This window comes from Microbacterium sp. ISL-59 (genome assembly GCF_018613945.1).
GTDB classification, from domain to species: Bacteria; Actinomycetota; Actinomycetes; order Actinomycetales; family Microbacteriaceae; genus Microbacterium; species Microbacterium oxydans_B.
Map to the genome: position 1 here is coordinate 419,755 of NZ_JAGGPG010000001.1, position 15,139 is coordinate 434,893.

Genomic DNA, 15,139 nt, shown 5'->3' on the forward strand with positions numbered 1-15,139 from the left:
CCCTCGGACATCGTCGATGGCGTCATGCGCCACTCACTCCCCCGCGAGGCCTCCGAGCATGTGCCCGAAGGAGCGCCCTTCGCCCAGGTACGTCGCCGGGTCGTACGGGTCTGCGACCGTGGTCGCTTCCTTCCGCGCGATCGTGTCGGCGAGCTCCCGTGCGCCCTTCTCCACGCGCTTCGCGAGCGGGGCGACGTCGTCACCCGAGTCTCCCCAGTCGCTCGATGCCGCGAACACGCCCGTCGAGACGGTCTCGGCGTGCAGGTAGGCGAACAGCGGCCGGATCGCGTAGTCGATCGCCAGCGAGTGCCGCGCGGTTCCCGCGTTCGCGCCGATCAGGACCGGCTTCCCGGTGAGCGCGTCGGGATCCAGCACATCGATGAACGACTTGAACAGTCCCGAGTAGCTCGTGGAGAAGATCGGTGTGACGGCGATGAGCGCGTCGGCGGAGACCACCGTGTTGATCGCGGTCTCGAGCGCCTGCGGTGCGAACCCCGTGAGCATGTTGTTCGTGATGTCGTGCGCATAGTCGCGCAGCTCGATCACGTCGACGGTGGCCTCGATGTCGCGCTCCGCGAGGGCCTTCACGGTCTCGGCGGCCAGTCGATCGGCGAGCATCCGGGTGGACGACGGGTTCGAGAGCCCCGCCGCGACGACGGCGATGCGACGCGTGGTCATGTCACGCCTCCTTCCGGCCGAGCCCGAACGCTGCACCGGCGGGTGCCGGGCTGTCCTGGTACGGCGAGTCGCCGGTGAGGTTGTCACCGCGGTTCGCGCCGGGGCGAGCCTGGCGCGTCGGACCGTCACCGAACTCCGCGGCCACGCGTGCGGCGTGGGTCGGTGCGTCCGGGACGGCGGACGGGCGGTCCTTCGCGAGTTCCTTGCGCAGCACCGGCACGACCTCGGAACCGAGGATGTCGAGCTGTTCCAGCACCGTCTTCAGCGGGAGCCCCGCGTGGTCGATCAGGAAGAGCTGGCGCTGGTAGTCGCCGTAGTACTCGCGCATCGACGCATACCGGTCGATGACCTGCTGCGGCGAACCGACCGTCAGCGGCGTCATCTCGGTGAAGTCCTCCATGCTCGGACCGTGACCGTACACCGGCGCGTTGTCGAAGTACGGGCGGAACTGGTTCACCGCGTCCTGCGACTTGGCCGCCATGAACACCTGACCGCCGAGGCCGACGATCGCCTGCTCCCTGGTGCCGTGACCGTAGTGCTCGAAGCGCTGACGGTACAGCTCGATGAGGCGCTGGTAGTGCTCCTTGGGCCAGAAGATGTTGTTCGCGAAGAACCCGTCGCCGTAGTAGGCGGCCTGCTCCGCGATCTCCGGGGTGCGGATGGACCCGTGCCACACGAACGGCGCGATGCCGTCGAGCGGCCGCGGTGTCGAGGTGAAGCCCTGCAGCGGGGTGCGGAACTTACCCTCCCAGTCGACGACGTCTTCACGCCACAGCTTGTGCAGCAGCGCGTAGTTCTCGATCGCAAGCGGGAGACCCTGGCGGATGTCCTGCCCGAACCAGGGATACACCGGTCCGGTGTTGCCGCGACCGAGCATGAGGTCCATGCGACCGTCGGAGACGTGCTGCAGCATCGCGTACTCCTCGGCGATGCGCACCGGGTCGTTCGTGGTGATGAGCGTCGTCGAGGTCGAGACGATGAGGCGCTCGGTCTGCGCGGCCAGTGCCGCGAGGAAAGTGCTGGGGCTGGAGGACCAGAACGGCGGGTTGTGGTGCTCACCGATCGCGAAGACGTCGAGTCCGACCTCTTCGGCGTGCACGGCGATCGCCGTGGTCGCCTTGATGCGCTCCTGCTCGCTGGGGGTGATGCCCGTGGTGGGATCGCGGGTGATGTCGCTGACCGACATGATGCCGAACTGCATCGCCTGCACGCCTGACTGCTCGCTCATGATTGCTCCGTGTTCTCCGAACCGGATGACTCGCATCCGTTTCTATTCATTTGAATGCATCTGTGTCAACGCGCTCACAGCAACTTTATTCCCGGGCTGTAGCCTCGAAAGATGAGCAGTACCGGGGCGGACATCTCAGGGCCCACCACAGGATCTCTCCCGCGAAAGCGACGGCGCGTGCCGTTCTGGGACAACGCGCGGTACATCTGCATCGTCCTCGTCGTGCTCGGGCATGCGATCCAGCGACTCATCTACGACTCGGACATCGCCTTCGCCTTCTACCTGGCGCTGTACGCGTTCCACATGCCGGCGTTCGCGATCATCTCCGGCTACTTCTCCAAGTCGGGCACTCCCACCAAGACACAGATGGCGCGGGTGATCACGGACATCATCCTCCCCTACGTGATCTTCGAGACGCTGTGGACGCTCACCAAGTGGCTCGTCGAAGGCGAAGCGACACCGAACTTCACGAAACCGAGCTGGACGCTGTGGTTCCTGCTCGCACTCGGCATCTTCCGACTGGTGCTGCCCTATCTCGCTCTGCTGCGCTGGCCACTGCTGTGGACGGTCGTGATCTCGATCGGCTCCGGCTACCTCCCGAATGTCGACAGCACGTTCTCGCTGTCTCGCACTCTCGGCCTCCTGCCGTTCTTCGCACTCGGCTGGTGGCTGCGCGAGCACGACATCGTCGATCGGTTCCGGCTGCTCGACTTCCGCCCCTGGTGGATCCGGGCCGCCGCAGTGGCGCTCTTCGCGGGAGTGGGCTGGGCGGCGTGGAACTGGCTGCCGCTCTGGCAGGCCGTGGATCTGCGCCACTGGCTGTTCTACGAGGACTCGTACTCCGACCTGGTCGGCGAGCAGTGGTGGGCCGGTGCGATCCGTATCGCCCTGATGCTGTTGGCCGTGCTCCTGTGCGCCGCCTTCTTCGCCCTGATCCCCCGCGGCTCGTACTGGTGGACCACATTCGGTCAATACACGATGTACGTGTACCTGCTTCACTCCTTCGTGCTCTACCCGTTCCGTGAGACCGGCGTGCTGCGCGACCTCGAGCCCACATGGATCTGGTTGCCGCTGGTGACAGCGCTCTCCGTGGTCGTCGCGCTGCTCCTGGCCACCAAACCCGTGCGTCGGGTGTTCCGACCCCTGGTCGAGCCGCGTCCGCGCTGGCTCTTCACCGACCCGGCCCTCACGTCACGCGAAGGACGCCGAAACGATCCGACCGGGTCCCGACGCCCCCGGACAGACCCGCGATGACCGCCGGACGGATCGTCCGCGACCGCATCGTCGAGGCCGTGTCCACGTCCGGCTTCGGCGCGCACGGGCTTCACGTGCGCATCGGAGCCGACGAGGCGGAGCACCGCTGGACGCCCGATGTGCGCGAGGATGTGCATTCGGTCGCCAAGGGCGTGTGCGTGCTCGCGGCCGCGATCGCCGCCGATGAGGGCGCGATCTCCTTCGATGCGCCCGTGACCGTCTACCTGCCCGAGTTCGAGCGCGGCGAGGGCGTCGACGAGGTCACCCTGCGACACCTGCTCACGATGTCGAGCGGCATCGACCTGCCCTGGTCGGAGACGCTGATGACGGACTGGCCGGACCTGGCCCGTGAGTTCCTGCGTCGGCCATCGCGCGGACGCGTGTTCCAGTACTCGAACGCCAGCACCTACACCGCCATGACGGCCCTCTCCGCCCGAGTCGGCGATGTGGGCGACTACCTCGATGCCCGACTGTTCCGCCCGCTCGGCATCGATGATGTGGTGTGGACGCGCAGCCCGAACGGGCGCATCGAAGCGGGCGGCGGGCTTCCGCTGCGAACGAGTGAGATGGCACGGATCGGCCTGCTGATCCGCGACCGCGGATGGTGGCAGGGCACGCAGCTGGTGTCGTCGGGATGGATCGACGCGATGCACGAGAACGGCGTCGTCGCCGGCCCGAACCCCGGCTACGACCGCTACGCCCTGGCCGGCTGGGGCGGCCCCGAGCGCGGGTGGCGGCTGCACGGCGCGCACGGCCAGCTGCTCATCTTCCTCGACGACGCGGTCGTGACCATCACCGCTGCGGACCACTTCGGTGCGGACGAGATGGCCGCCACGGTGGTCGACATACTCGAGACCGCCCGACGCGGAGCCTGAGCTCACTCAGGCGAACAGCTGCGCACCCACGTAGGACCCGGGGGTCGCGCCGCGCGGCACGGCCCAGATGCCGGAGCCGACATGGCGGATGTACTCGTTCATCAGATCGGTCGACAGCCGCCGCTGCAGTGCGATGAACTGCGCGGGGTCGCGCTGGTACGACAGGAAGAAGAGTCCGGCGTCGAGGCGTCCGAGCGCGTTGTTGCCGTCGACGTAGTTGTAGCCGCGCCGGAGGATCCGCACACCGTCGTTCTGCTCGGGATGCGCCAGGCTCACGTGACTGTTGGCGTCGATGGCCTTGCCATGGAAGTCGGGCGCGGTGAACTCGTCCCCTCCCGAAAGCGGCGCGCCCTCCCCTTTATCCCGTCCGACGATCGCATCCTGCTCCGAGAGCCGCACCCGGTCCCACGTCTCGATCAGCATCGCGATCTTGCGTGCGACGAGGTAGGAGCCACCGGCGAGCCAGCCGGGCTCATCCTTCTCGGACACCCAGACGTGGTCCGTGAGCGCCTCGGTGTCGTCGGCGAGGATGTTCGCCGTGCCGTCTTTGAAGCCGAAGAGGTTCCGGGGCGTCGCCTGGGCGGCGGTCGTGCGCGAGGTCTTGCCGAATCCCAGCTGCGACCAGCGCAGGCGGGCACGCCCGAAGGCGATGCGGCTGAGGTTGCGGATCGCATGCACCGCGACCTGCGGGTCGTCGGCGCACGCCTGGATGCAGAGATCTCCGTGGGACGCCTGCGGGTCGAGATCGTCGCCGAGGAACGCCGGGAGCCGTTCGAGCCCGGCCGGGCGCCGCGCGGCGATCCCGTAGCGGTCGCCGTCTTCGTTCTCGAAGAGGCCGGGCCCGAACCCGAAGGTGATCGTGAGGCCGGCCGCCGGGAGCCCCAAGGCCTCGCCGGTGTCGTCCGGCGGCGCCTCGCCCGGCCCGCCGACCGCTCCACTCGCGCTGACCTCCAGTCCCTGCGACATGCGGGATGCGGCGTAGGACCAGTCCTGCAACAGGGAGATGAGGTCATCGCGGTCACTGCGCGGCATCATGTCGAAGCTCGCGAAGTGCAGATGATCCTGCACCGGCGTGGTGATGCCCGCCTGGTGCGCGCCGAAGAACTCGTAGGCGGAATGCGCGTCCTCCGCTGCGCGCGCGCGCCCGAGCGCCACGCCTCCGGTCAGGCCCGCGCCGGCGCCGACCGCAAGCCCTGCCACGCCACCTCCTATGGCGAGGCCGAGGAGTCCGCGTCTGCTCAGCCCGCCCGGAGCGGAGGCATCACCCGTCGATGAGGTGTCGGGCGAGGCCCCCGCGTCTGGTTCGTTCACGTCCGTGATGGTATCCGTTCGATTCCGCTCGACGCTGATCAGTCGAGGACGGTACTGGTGAGCTGCGAGAGCGGCTCGGCCAGTGCGTTGATCAGGTCGGTGAACTCGCGCTTGTCGTCTTCGGTCAGCTCCGCATAGGCGACGAACCCGTCGGTCAGCGAGCCGTGGGCGGCGAGAGACTCCTCGAGTGCGGCGTAGCCGCCTTCGATCTCGTCGACGAGGGCCTCACCGTCGTCACCCTGAGCTGCGGCGAAGTCCTGCACGAGCGAGAACGCCATCTTCGAGCCCTCGACGTTCGCGGCGAAGTCGTAGAGGTCGGTGCCCGACCACCAGTCCTCCTCGCCCGAGATCTTGCCGGTGGCGACCTCGTCGAGCAGCGCGATCGAGCCGTTCGAGATGCCTCCGATGCCCTGATCGTCGAGAGCCGTCGTGAAGTCGTCGGAGTGCACGTAGTCGTAGAGCTCCTGCACGTCGGCGAGCAGCAGGTCGCCGAAGTCGGCCCGCTCTGCCGGTGTCGACGGAGCCCAGTCCTGCCGGGCCGGGGTCTCGCCGTCGGCGTTCAGCGCGTCCTCCGCCGGCACCCACAGGTCCTTCTCGATGCGGTGGAAGCCCGTCCAGTCCAGCCCCTCGGCCACGGCGTCGACCTCGCGGTAGTCGATGCGCGGGTCGAGATCCCCGAGCGCCTCGGCGACCGGCTCGATGCGCTCGTAGAACGCGCGGGTCAGCGGGAACTGCTCGCGAGCGGTCTCGTCGTCACCCGATTCGTAGGCCGCGACGAACTCCTCGACGGCCGGGACGAGCTGGCCGACCTGGTCCTTGACGAACGCGGCGTAGAGGTCGACGGCCTTCTGCTTCTGCTCGGCATCGGGGCCGTCGACGGCGACGCGGTCGCCTGTGACGGTGAAGGCCGCCTTGCCGACGCCGTCGCCGAGTATGCCGGGCTTGCAGAGCGTGAAGTAGTCCCCCGGCTGTGCGACGACCGTGAGGGTGCGCGACGCGGCGGGCGCGATGTTCTCGACCTCGCCGACGATGCGCAGACCGTCCTCGGCCAGCAGATAGAACTCCGAGACCTGATCCGTGTCGTTCTTCACGTCGAACGTCAGCGTTCCGCTCTTCGCCGTGGCCTCCGAGACCGCGCAGTCCCCATCGGTCGACGAGACGTCGAACGCGGCATCGGCGGCGACATCGCTCTTGGCGACGCAGCCACTCAGGACGAGAACCGCAGCGCCCGCGGCGGCGAGTGTCCCCAGGACACGGTGAGAGGTGGTCATGCTGCTCCTTGTGGTGAGAGAGAGGTCGTGTCGGATTCGGGTTCGGTCGAAGCGCGGGGCTTCGGAGCACGGCGCGAGCGGAGACCGCGGACGTACAGCGACCCGACGATGAGGATGTAGAGAGTCCAGGCGGAGACCTGCAGCCAGGTCATCGCGGGCATGAAGCCGACCGTGGCCTGCAGCACCGCCGCCAGCGGACCGCTCGGAGCGATGGCCGACGACACATCGAAGGCCCAGCCGAACGGGAAAGCCATCCACCCGATCGCGACCGCCCCGGTCGACGGGTCGAGCGGGGCCGCGGCGGTGAACGGGCCCGGCAGGGCGCCCGCCTCCTGGAGATCCATCAAGGCATACGCGAGCACACCAGCCGCGACGATGACGAGGAAGCCGCCGGTCCATGCGAAGAAGCGGCGGAGGTCGAGCTTCACGGCTCCGCGGGAGATGAGCCAGCCGATGATGACGGCGGCGGCGAGGCCGAGCAGAGCACCGAGCAGAGCGGAGGGCGCATCGCCGAAAGCCTGCACCATCGACCACAGCAGCAGAGTCGTCTCGATACCCTCCCGCGCGACGGAGACGAATCCGATCGCGACGAGAGCCCAGAGCCCGCCGGTGGTGAGCGCGCGATCGAGTCCGCCCTCGAGCGTCGCCTTCATGGTGCGTCCGGCACGCTGCATCCAGAAGATCATCCACGTGACCATGGCGACGGCGAGCAGCGAGAGCCCTCCGCCGATCAGCTCCTGCGCCTTGAACGTGAGCTCATAGGCGCCGAAGGTGAGCACGGCACCGATGCCCAGGGCCAGGACGATCGCGAGGCCGACGCCGACCCACATCTTCGGCAGGGCGTCCTTCCGGCCGAGACGGCGGAGGTAGGCGACGAGGATGCCGACGACGAGCGCAGCTTCCAGACCTTCACGGAGGCCGATGAGAAAAGTGGCGAGCACGGAGACGATTTCTGTTGCGACGACTGAGGTAAGGCAGCCCTTACCTACGAGACTCTAGCACCGCGGTGACATCATGCCGGAATACCGTTGCCGCCGGCAGACGACGACCCGGCGGTAACGCGGCGCAACAGTCGCCCTCCCTCTCGGAAAGGCGACATACCCTCGGTCCATGCCTGAACTCTCGCTCCCGATCCTCGACCTGTCCCAGCTCGATGAAGGCCCGGAGGCCGCCGCGCGATTCCGCGACGACCTCAGGGCGGCGACGCACGACGTCGGCTTCTTCTATCTCACGGGCACGGGCATCTCCCCCGAGCTGGAAGCACGGCTGCACCGCGCGGCCCTCGACTTCTTCGCGCTCCCGGAGGCGGACAAACTCGCCATCGAGAACGTCAACAGCCCGCACTTCCGCGGGTACACCCGCATCGGCGGGGAACGCACACAGGGACAGGTCGACTGGCGCGAGCAGATCGATATCGGCCCCGAGCGCGAACCCGTCGAGGGCGGACCGGCGTTCAACCGCCTCGTCGGACCCAACCTGTGGCCGGCGGCGCAGCCGGAGCTGCAGGAGGTCGTCGCCGAATGGCATGCGACGCTGTCCGACGTCGCCCGGCGGTTGCTGCGGGAATGGGCGCAGACGCTCGGAGCCGACGAGACCTACTTCGACGATCACTTCGGTGAGCCCTCGACACTGATCAAGATCGTCCGCTACCCGGGAACACACGAGCCCGAGCCGCAGCAGGGCGTCGGCGCGCACAAGGACTCGGGCGTCCTCACGCTCCTCTGGGTCGAACCGGGCAAGGGCGGCCTGCAGGTCGAGCGCGACGGCGCCTGGGTCGACGCTCCCCCGGTGCCCGGCGCCTTCGTCGTGAACATCGGCGAACTGCTCGAGTACGCCACCGGCGGCTACCTCAAGGCGACGAACCACCGGGTCGTGTCGCCGAAGGCCCCGAACGACCGGATCTCGATCCCGTTCTTCTTCAACCCCGCCCTCGACAAGCGCCTCCCGCTGATCGAGCTTCCGCCGGAGCTGGCGGCCGAGGCGAAGGGTGTCACGAAGGACCCGAGCAACCCGATCCACGCGCTCTACGGCGAGAACGCCCTCAAGTCACGCCTGCGCGCCCACCCCGATGTCGCGGCGATCCACCACGCCGACCTCGTGGATGCCCCCGCCTGAGTGAACACTCACAGCGCCTGCCCACCGCCGAGAGCGACGATCTCACGCAGGGCCTGGAGGTGTGCAGCGAAGGCATCGCGACCCGTCGCCGTCGAACGGACCCAGGTGCGCGAGCGACCACCGACGTTCGCCTTGCGCGCGAACACGTAGTCAGCGGCCTGCAGATGCGTGATGGCCTTGCTCAGCGGCGAGTCACCGCACTGGAGGACTTCCCGAAGCGTCGGGAAGTCGAGCTCCATCCCGTCACCCAGCGCCGCCATCAAGGAGAACCGGATGGGCGAGGCGAAGTTGTCGTCCAGCTGGGTGCGCGGGTGAGGCCGGGAGGCCGACTCAGCCACGGCTCTCCCGCCCGGGGACGAAGGAGACGAGGGCGAAGAGCAGGATCACGACGACACCCCCGAGAAGTCCCGCCACCCCTCGGTCGCCGAGAGACTCTTCCCCGAGCGCGAGGCCGGCGGGGATACACGCCGCGACGAAGAAGGTGGCGACATGCGGCCAACGCCAGGCGGCTCCGACGGAGGGAAGCCCCAGCGGAGTGTTGAAGGCTACGATCCACGCGAGGAGCATCATCATCACCAGCAGCGTGATCACGCTCCGGAGCACGTCGTCGGGAGCCCCCGCCAGCATGGTGAGCACGCCGAGAGCGGCACCGACCAGGACCGTTCCCCACCGTACGGCGACGGGCAGCGGGGTCCAGGCAGGCCGCGGACGATGCGGATCACCTGACGCGCGGATGAGCTGCGCCACCCCGTAGCCGCCGATGCCGAGCAGAACCATGCCGGCAGGCAGGAGCACCCAGCCGACGGGGAGCGTGGTGTCCAGTGACACAAGCCCGAACATCACGACGGCAGCGGCCAGCAGCACCCCTCCGCCCAAAATGACCGGCCACCGCGAACGAGTCATGCGCCACTGCATCCCGTTGCGCTGAGCCATGCCGCTCGCGAGCTGCCCCCACACCAGGAAGGTGAACAGGATCATCTGCGAGGCGATCACATCGTCGTTCCGGAGGACGAGCGCGAACGCGACGAGGTACGCCGCGGTGACCACTGCATTGAGGATCTGGAGCCAGGCGAGCGCACGTCGGTCGATCGCCCGGTCGCGGCGCCCCGCCACCGCATCAGCTGCAGCCAGATACTGCTGCGCGAGATCGGCATCCGGCGGGACGAGCGCGTCCTGACCGGGAATGGGCTTCTGCTCCACGATGGACCTCCTTCACTTTCCACACGGAAAGCTTCTACTTTCCTATCGGAAAGCAAGGGCGGGGTCAACCCGTCGTCACCAGTCGAGCGCCTGCGCGAGCGCTTCGATGATGGGTTCGCGCCCCTGATCGATGTGCGCGTAGGCCTGCGCAGCCGCCACCTCGCCGCGCCCGGCGACGATGGCGTCGAGCAGCTGTTGGTGCTCCACCGCGTGCTCCTGCTCCCGCGTGGCGTGCGTGATGCCGAAGATCCACTGCATCCGGCCGAGCATGGGCAGCAGACTGCGCTCGAGGATGCGATTGCCGGAGAGGCGGACGATCTCGAGGTGGAACCCGAGATTGGACTCCCCCAGCTCGGCCGTGTCACCCGGCGTGAGCGCACGCTCGAGGAGCTCGCGCAACCGATCCGCACTCGCCGCTCCCGAGTGGACACGGTGCGCCGCATGACGTGTCGCATAGGGTTCGATGCACAGCCGCGCGTCGTACAGCTCCTCGACGTCGGCCCTGGTCACCGGAGTGACACTCGCCCCCTTGTTGCGGGTCGTGATGACGAACCCGTCCGTCTCCAGCCGCTGGAGCGCCTGCCGGACGGGCACACGGGACACCTCGAACCGCTCCGACAGATCCCGTTCCTTCAGCCATGATCCCGGCGTGAGCTCTCCGACGATGATGCGGCGCAGCACACCGCGGTAGACCCGCTCGGCGAGGGCGGATCCGTCGGTGATCATGCTGTCGGAACTCATCGCGGAACCTCTCGGGGCATCAGGCATGACGGGGGAAGACCGGAGGGAAGAGTTCGTCCGTCGTTCCGCTCCGATGGTCGCGCCCAGTGTAGGCGTTCCGCATCCTCGCGAAGAGGATCTGCGTGTCGTCGCGGATCGCGTCGAGGTCGATTCCGTCGATCTTCCCGTCCCGCATGACGACCCGGCCGGCGACCATCGTCAGGCACGCATCGCGCGCCGTGCCGTTCAGCACGAGCGTGCGCAGCGGGTCATCGACGGCGCCCATCCGCACGTCGTCCAGCCGGAACGCCGTCAGGTCGGCCTGGGCGCCGACGGCGATCCGGCCGAGGTCCGGGCGATGCAGAGCCCGAGCTCCTCCGAGTGTCACCGCGTCCACATAACCCGCGAGGTCACCGGCAGCCAGACTGCCGTTCTGCACCTTCGCCACCGACACCCCGGTGTCGATGCCGCGGATGAGGTCGGGCGGGAACGAATCCGTACCGAGGGCGATGTTCACCCCGGCGTCGCGATAACGCTGGAACGTCTCGAGCTCGGAGCCGTAACGCGCATTGGTCAGCGGACAATGCACGATCGACACCCCGGCGTCGACCAGCCGGGCGAGGTCGCCGCGGTCTTCCCCGTGCACCCGCGGGTTCACGTCGAGGAACACTCCGTGCGGCACGAGGAGGCGATCGTTCAGCAGTCCCGACTCCTCGATCAAATCGAGCGGAGTGCAGCCGTGGGCATCGAGGATGAGCTCGCGTTCGACCTCCCCCTGCAGCGCGTGCAGCCGGACGATCGCACCACGCTCGGCCGCCGCCGCTCCCGTCGCCGCGAGCAGCTCGGGAGTCAGGGTCTCGATGCGACAGGGAAGGAAGACCGGGGTCAACAGCGGATCGTCGAGCGCTGCGAGTTCGTCGTGGAAGCGGACGGCGTCGGCGAATCCGGCCTCACCCTCCTCCGGAGCGAACCGCACGACGCGTTCGCCCGACGCTGTGACGGTGTTCACGCCCGAGCGATAGGACGGACCGAGGAATCCGCGCAGGCCGAGCCTCCGCGAGAAGTACGCCATCCGGTGGAGATCGGCCGCAGACTCCGCCCAGACCGAGTGCACCTCCGAAGCGATCGGCATGAACGAGGTGATGCCGTGCAGCGCGAGCTGCACCAGCGCGATCTCCCGGATCCGTGCGCGCTCGTCCTCGTCGAAGACATGCCGTCGACGGTCGAAGTACTCGTCGGACCACTGCAGTCGGGCGGCCTGCTCCCGGGTGCCCCACGCGTCCAGGATCAGGTGATCGATGTCGGTGAGCGCGTCCAGATCGATGAGTCCGGGCATGAGCAGGCTCTCGCCGAGATCGATGCGCTCGTCGACGCCAGACGGCGCGTCCCCGGCCGGACCGACGTAGGCGATCACGCCATCCTCGACCACCACAGCCCCCTGCCGGAGTTCCGTGTGAGAAGTGCCGTCGAACGCCAGCACATGGTCGGCCGTGAGGAGTGTGCGCATGAGAGCCCCGATGATCTGAGATGCGATTTGGTATCCAAAAGCTATCCCACACCTCCGACCTTCTCAACCCAGGCACTCTCATTTCTCCATGAAATAGGGCATCTTGCCGCGACTTCTGAATTTGGTATCCCAAGAGCCTAGGTGCTGGTATACAATTCTGAGCACCCGCTCCCCGGACCATCAAGGAAGATCGTGACGGACACACAGACGCTGACCCCGAAGACGGAAGCGCTGCCCACCGCGCCGCCGAAGATCGCGACCGGACGCTCGCTCCTCGGGACGGCTTGGCTGCGTATCCGTCGGAGTCCGGTCGCCCTCGTCTCCTTCGGGGTCGTCGTGGCGATCGTGCTCTTCGCTTTGCTCGCCCCGGTACTGGTCGCGATCGAGGGGCAGGATCCGTTCACCACGAACACCGGCCCGGAAGTCCTCGACAACTTCAACACCCCCGGCCTGCCGCTCCCCGCCTACATGTATCCCTCGGTGGAGCACTGGCTCGGCGTCGAGCCGGGACTCGGACGCGACATCTTCGCGCGCATCGCGTACGGAGCCCAGGTCTCGCTGCTGATCGCCCTGCTGTCTACCGTGGTCTCGGTCGTCCTCGGAACCGTGCTCGGGGCCGCGGCCGGTTACTTCGGCGGCAAGGTCGACATGGTCATCAGCCGCATCATCGACCTGTTCCTCGCTTTCCCGCACCTGCTCCTGGTGCTCTCGCTCACCCCGATCCTGCAGTCCCGGCTGCGCGACACGCCCCTGGGCCAGGGCAGCTTCGTCCCCATCGCCTCCCTCGTGCTGATCCTCGGATTCTTCGGCTGGGCATACCTGGCCAGAGTCGTGCGCGGCCAGGTGCTCAGCATCCGCGAGCAGGAGTACATCGAGGCGGCGAAGTCCTATGGGGCCTCGCACCGGACCATCATCTTCCGTCAGGTGATCCCGAACGTGCTCGGGGTGGTGCTCGTCTACGCGACCATGATGATCCCCGCGAACATCTCCGCCGAAGCCGCGCTGTCCTTCCTCGGTGTGGGCGTGAAGGACCCGACACCGTCCTGGGGGCAGATGCTCAACGCCGCGCAGGCGGGCAACTGGTACCTCAGCGACCCCTGGTTCCTCATCGTCCCCGGCACCGCGCTCATCATCACCGTGCTCGCCTTCAACCTGCTCGGCGACGCCGTGCGCGACGCGCTCGATCCCAAGGCCTCGCGCAGCTGACCTTCCCGACCCCGAACACCCGACCCCCACCGAAAGAGAACGCGTCATGAGACACCGCAGTCCCCTGCTCGCCGCTGCGACCGTGGCCATCGCCCTGGTCGTCACCGGTTGCACCAGCGTCACCGCACAGAACGGGCAATCCGCCCCCACCGGCTCGAAGGACCCGTATGCCGCGCACATCGTGCAGCCGGGCTTCGACGAGGCCGGCGGCAACGTCAACGTCCTGATGTCGAGCGACTTCATGACCCTCGACCCGGGCAACAGCAACTACGTGCAGACCGCGAACGTCGGCCAGCTCTACTACCGCACGTTGACGATGGCGAAGGAGACGGCCGGAGAGCCGCCCACGATCGTCGGCGACCTCGCAACCGACACCGGCACCGCCTCGGAAGACGGCCTCACCTGGACGTACACCCTCAAAGACGGTCTGAAGTACGAGGACGGCACGCCCATCACCGCCGCCGACGTGAAGTACGGCATCGCCCGCACGTTCGCGCGCGACGTCTTCACGCAGGCGCCGCAGGAGTTGAACTCCGCTCTCGACGCCGACGACTACAAGGGCCCCTACTCGGGCGGCGGCGATCTGACGGCCGTCGAGACCCCCGACGACACCACGGTGATCTTCCATCTGAAGCAGCCGAACCCCGACTTCGCCGCCCTCGTGTCGCGCTCGAACACGGCGCCGGTGCCGCAGGCGAAGGACACGAAGCTCGACTACACGAACCACCCGATCTCCTCGGGCCCGTACATGATCGAGAGCTACGACCGCGGCCGGGAGCTGAAGCTCGTGCGCAACCCCTCCTGGGATCCCGCGACCGACGAGAACCGCACCGCCCTGCCGGACACGTTCACGTTCTCGCTCTCGACCGCGCAGGCGACCATCAGCCAACAGCTGATCTCGGATGCCGACCCGACCGCGATCACACTCGACTCGAACGGCGCCCTCCAGGCATCGGACACGTCACGCCTGACCGAGTCGTCCGTCGCCGACCGCACCGCCTCCGGACTGCTCGGCTGCACCGATGTGCTGAACTTCAACACCGAGACCATCACCGACCCCGACGTGCGTCACGCGCTCGCCCTGGCGATGGACCGTGCGGCTATCCAGGTGCAGTACGGCGGTGCGCGCTTCGGCAAGCTCACCAACTCGTACCTGAACGACTCGCAGGTCGGCTACGTCGCCGAGACCACCGACCTCGACATCGACGGCGCCCCGCAGCTCGAGGCCGCCAAGAAGCTGCTCGAGGGCAAGGATGTCCCCGCCTCGCTCACGTACGGCTACTCGAACGCGATCGACCGGTACAAGAACCTCGGCACCGTGCTCCAGCAGAACTTCACCGAGCTCGGCATCGACCTGCAGCTCGTGCCGATCCCTGCCGCGAACTACTACACGGTGCTCGCCAGCGACGAGATGCCCGACCTCGCCCGCGCCGGCTGGTGTGGCGGTGCAGCTTCCGGCTCCACCCGGACAACGGTCGACCCCAACATCGGCCCGAGCCTGGACGGAACGACGTACGGCTTCAGCAACATCTCGCGCTTCTACGACGAGAAGCTCTCCGGTGACATGTACGAGCTGCGCAACACCAACGGCACCTCCGAAGAGCTGAACACGCGCTGGGCGGAGCTCTACAACGAGGCCATGGAGTCGTACCCGCTCGTGCCGCTCATCCGCACCTTCACCAACAGCGTCGTGGGCTCGAAGATCCACAACGCCCAGGTGGGGTACTTCTTCGGAAGCATCGATCTGTCCACCATCGGCGTCGAGCAGTAACGG

General features: G+C 67.7%; 14 protein-coding genes. 5 read left to right on the forward strand and 9 right to left on the reverse strand.

Annotation, left to right across the window (positions count from 1 at the left end; all coding sequences use genetic code 11):
* Window positions 1–33: 33 nt before the first annotated feature.
* Window positions 34–678, reverse strand: coding sequence for an FMN reductase (locus tag J7E45_RS02070; protein ID WP_091033542.1), 645 nt, complete (start codon window positions 676–678; stop codon window positions 34–36).
* 1 nt (window position 679) lies between these two features.
* Window positions 680–1,906: an LLM class flavin-dependent oxidoreductase gene (locus J7E45_RS02075; protein WP_215066763.1), complete on the reverse strand. Its 1,227-nt coding sequence runs from the start codon at window positions 1,904–1,906 to the stop codon at window positions 680–682.
* A 111-nt stretch (window positions 1,907–2,017) separates the two neighbouring features.
* Between J7E45_RS02075 and J7E45_RS02080 the strand changes: the two genes are divergently transcribed.
* Both J7E45_RS02080 and J7E45_RS02085 read left to right on the forward strand, forming a co-directional pair.
* The gene (locus tag J7E45_RS02080) at window positions 2,018–3,160 is read left to right on the forward strand and encodes an acyltransferase family protein (protein ID WP_215066765.1); all 1,143 of its coding nucleotides are present in this window, start codon (window positions 2,018–2,020) and stop codon (window positions 3,158–3,160) included.
* On the forward strand, window positions 3,157–4,035 hold the full coding sequence (locus J7E45_RS02085) for a serine hydrolase domain-containing protein (RefSeq protein WP_215066766.1): 879 nt from the start codon (window positions 3,157–3,159) through the stop codon (window positions 4,033–4,035). The genes J7E45_RS02080 and J7E45_RS02085 overlap by 4 nt, the downstream gene beginning before the upstream one ends.
* Window positions 4,036–4,041: 6 nt before the next feature.
* On the opposite strand, the gene efeB is transcribed toward J7E45_RS02085, so the two are convergent.
* The 3 genes from efeB to efeU are packed head-to-tail and all read right to left on the reverse strand — an operon-like array spanning window position 4,042 to window position 7,558.
* On the reverse strand, window positions 4,042–5,346 hold the full coding sequence (efeB, locus tag J7E45_RS02090) for an iron uptake transporter deferrochelatase/peroxidase subunit (RefSeq protein ID WP_215066768.1): 1,305 nt from the start codon (window positions 5,344–5,346) through the stop codon (window positions 4,042–4,044).
* Between the two features lie 38 nt (window positions 5,347–5,384).
* On the reverse strand, window positions 5,385–6,617 hold the full coding sequence (efeO, locus tag J7E45_RS02095) for an iron uptake system protein EfeO (RefSeq protein ID WP_215066770.1): 1,233 nt from the start codon (window positions 6,615–6,617) through the stop codon (window positions 5,385–5,387).
* Window positions 6,614–7,558 carry an iron uptake transporter permease EfeU gene (gene efeU / locus J7E45_RS02100; protein ID WP_091033554.1) on the reverse strand — a complete coding sequence of 315 codons (945 nt, stop codon included), beginning with the start codon at window positions 7,556–7,558 and terminating at the stop codon, window positions 6,614–6,616. Before efeU ends, efeO begins: the two co-directional genes overlap by 4 nt.
* 169 nt (window positions 7,559–7,727) lie before the next feature.
* Between efeU and J7E45_RS02105 the strand changes: the two genes are divergently transcribed.
* Window positions 7,728–8,732 carry an isopenicillin N synthase family oxygenase gene (locus J7E45_RS02105; protein ID WP_215066772.1) on the forward strand — a complete coding sequence of 335 codons (1,005 nt, stop codon included), beginning with the start codon at window positions 7,728–7,730 and terminating at the stop codon, window positions 8,730–8,732.
* An 8-nt stretch (window positions 8,733–8,740) separates the two neighbouring features.
* Here J7E45_RS02105 and J7E45_RS02110 read toward each other — a convergent pair whose 3' ends face one another.
* The 4 genes from J7E45_RS02110 to J7E45_RS02125 form a co-directional block, all read right to left on the reverse strand.
* Entirely contained in the window at window positions 8,741–9,070 is a 330-nt protein-coding gene (locus J7E45_RS02110; protein ID WP_091033559.1) for a transcriptional regulator, read from the reverse strand.
* Window positions 9,063–9,932 carry a hypothetical protein gene (locus J7E45_RS02115; protein WP_215066774.1) on the reverse strand — a complete coding sequence of 290 codons (870 nt, stop codon included), beginning with the start codon at window positions 9,930–9,932 and terminating at the stop codon, window positions 9,063–9,065. Before J7E45_RS02115 ends, J7E45_RS02110 begins: the two co-directional genes overlap by 8 nt.
* Before the next feature lie 75 nt (window positions 9,933–10,007).
* Window positions 10,008–10,673 (reverse strand): GntR family transcriptional regulator, encoded by a 666-nt coding sequence (locus J7E45_RS02120; RefSeq protein ID WP_215066776.1) that lies wholly within the window; start codon window positions 10,671–10,673, stop codon window positions 10,008–10,010.
* A 19-nt stretch (window positions 10,674–10,692) separates the two neighbouring features.
* Window positions 10,693–12,159: a chlorohydrolase family protein gene (locus tag J7E45_RS02125; protein WP_215066778.1), complete on the reverse strand. Its 1,467-nt coding sequence runs from the start codon at window positions 12,157–12,159 to the stop codon at window positions 10,693–10,695.
* Window positions 12,160–12,351: 192 nt separating this feature from the next.
* Here J7E45_RS02125 and J7E45_RS02130 point away from each other — a divergent pair, with 192 nt between their 5' ends.
* Both J7E45_RS02130 and J7E45_RS02135 read left to right on the forward strand, forming a co-directional pair.
* Window positions 12,352–13,365, forward strand: coding sequence for an ABC transporter permease (locus J7E45_RS02130; protein WP_244175991.1), 1,014 nt, complete (start codon window positions 12,352–12,354; stop codon window positions 13,363–13,365).
* 46 nt (window positions 13,366–13,411) lie between these two features.
* Window positions 13,412–15,136, forward strand: a complete 1,725-nt coding sequence (locus J7E45_RS02135; protein ID WP_215066780.1) for an ABC transporter substrate-binding protein — start codon at window positions 13,412–13,414, stop codon at window positions 15,134–15,136.
* Window positions 15,137–15,139: the final 3 nt, after the last annotated feature.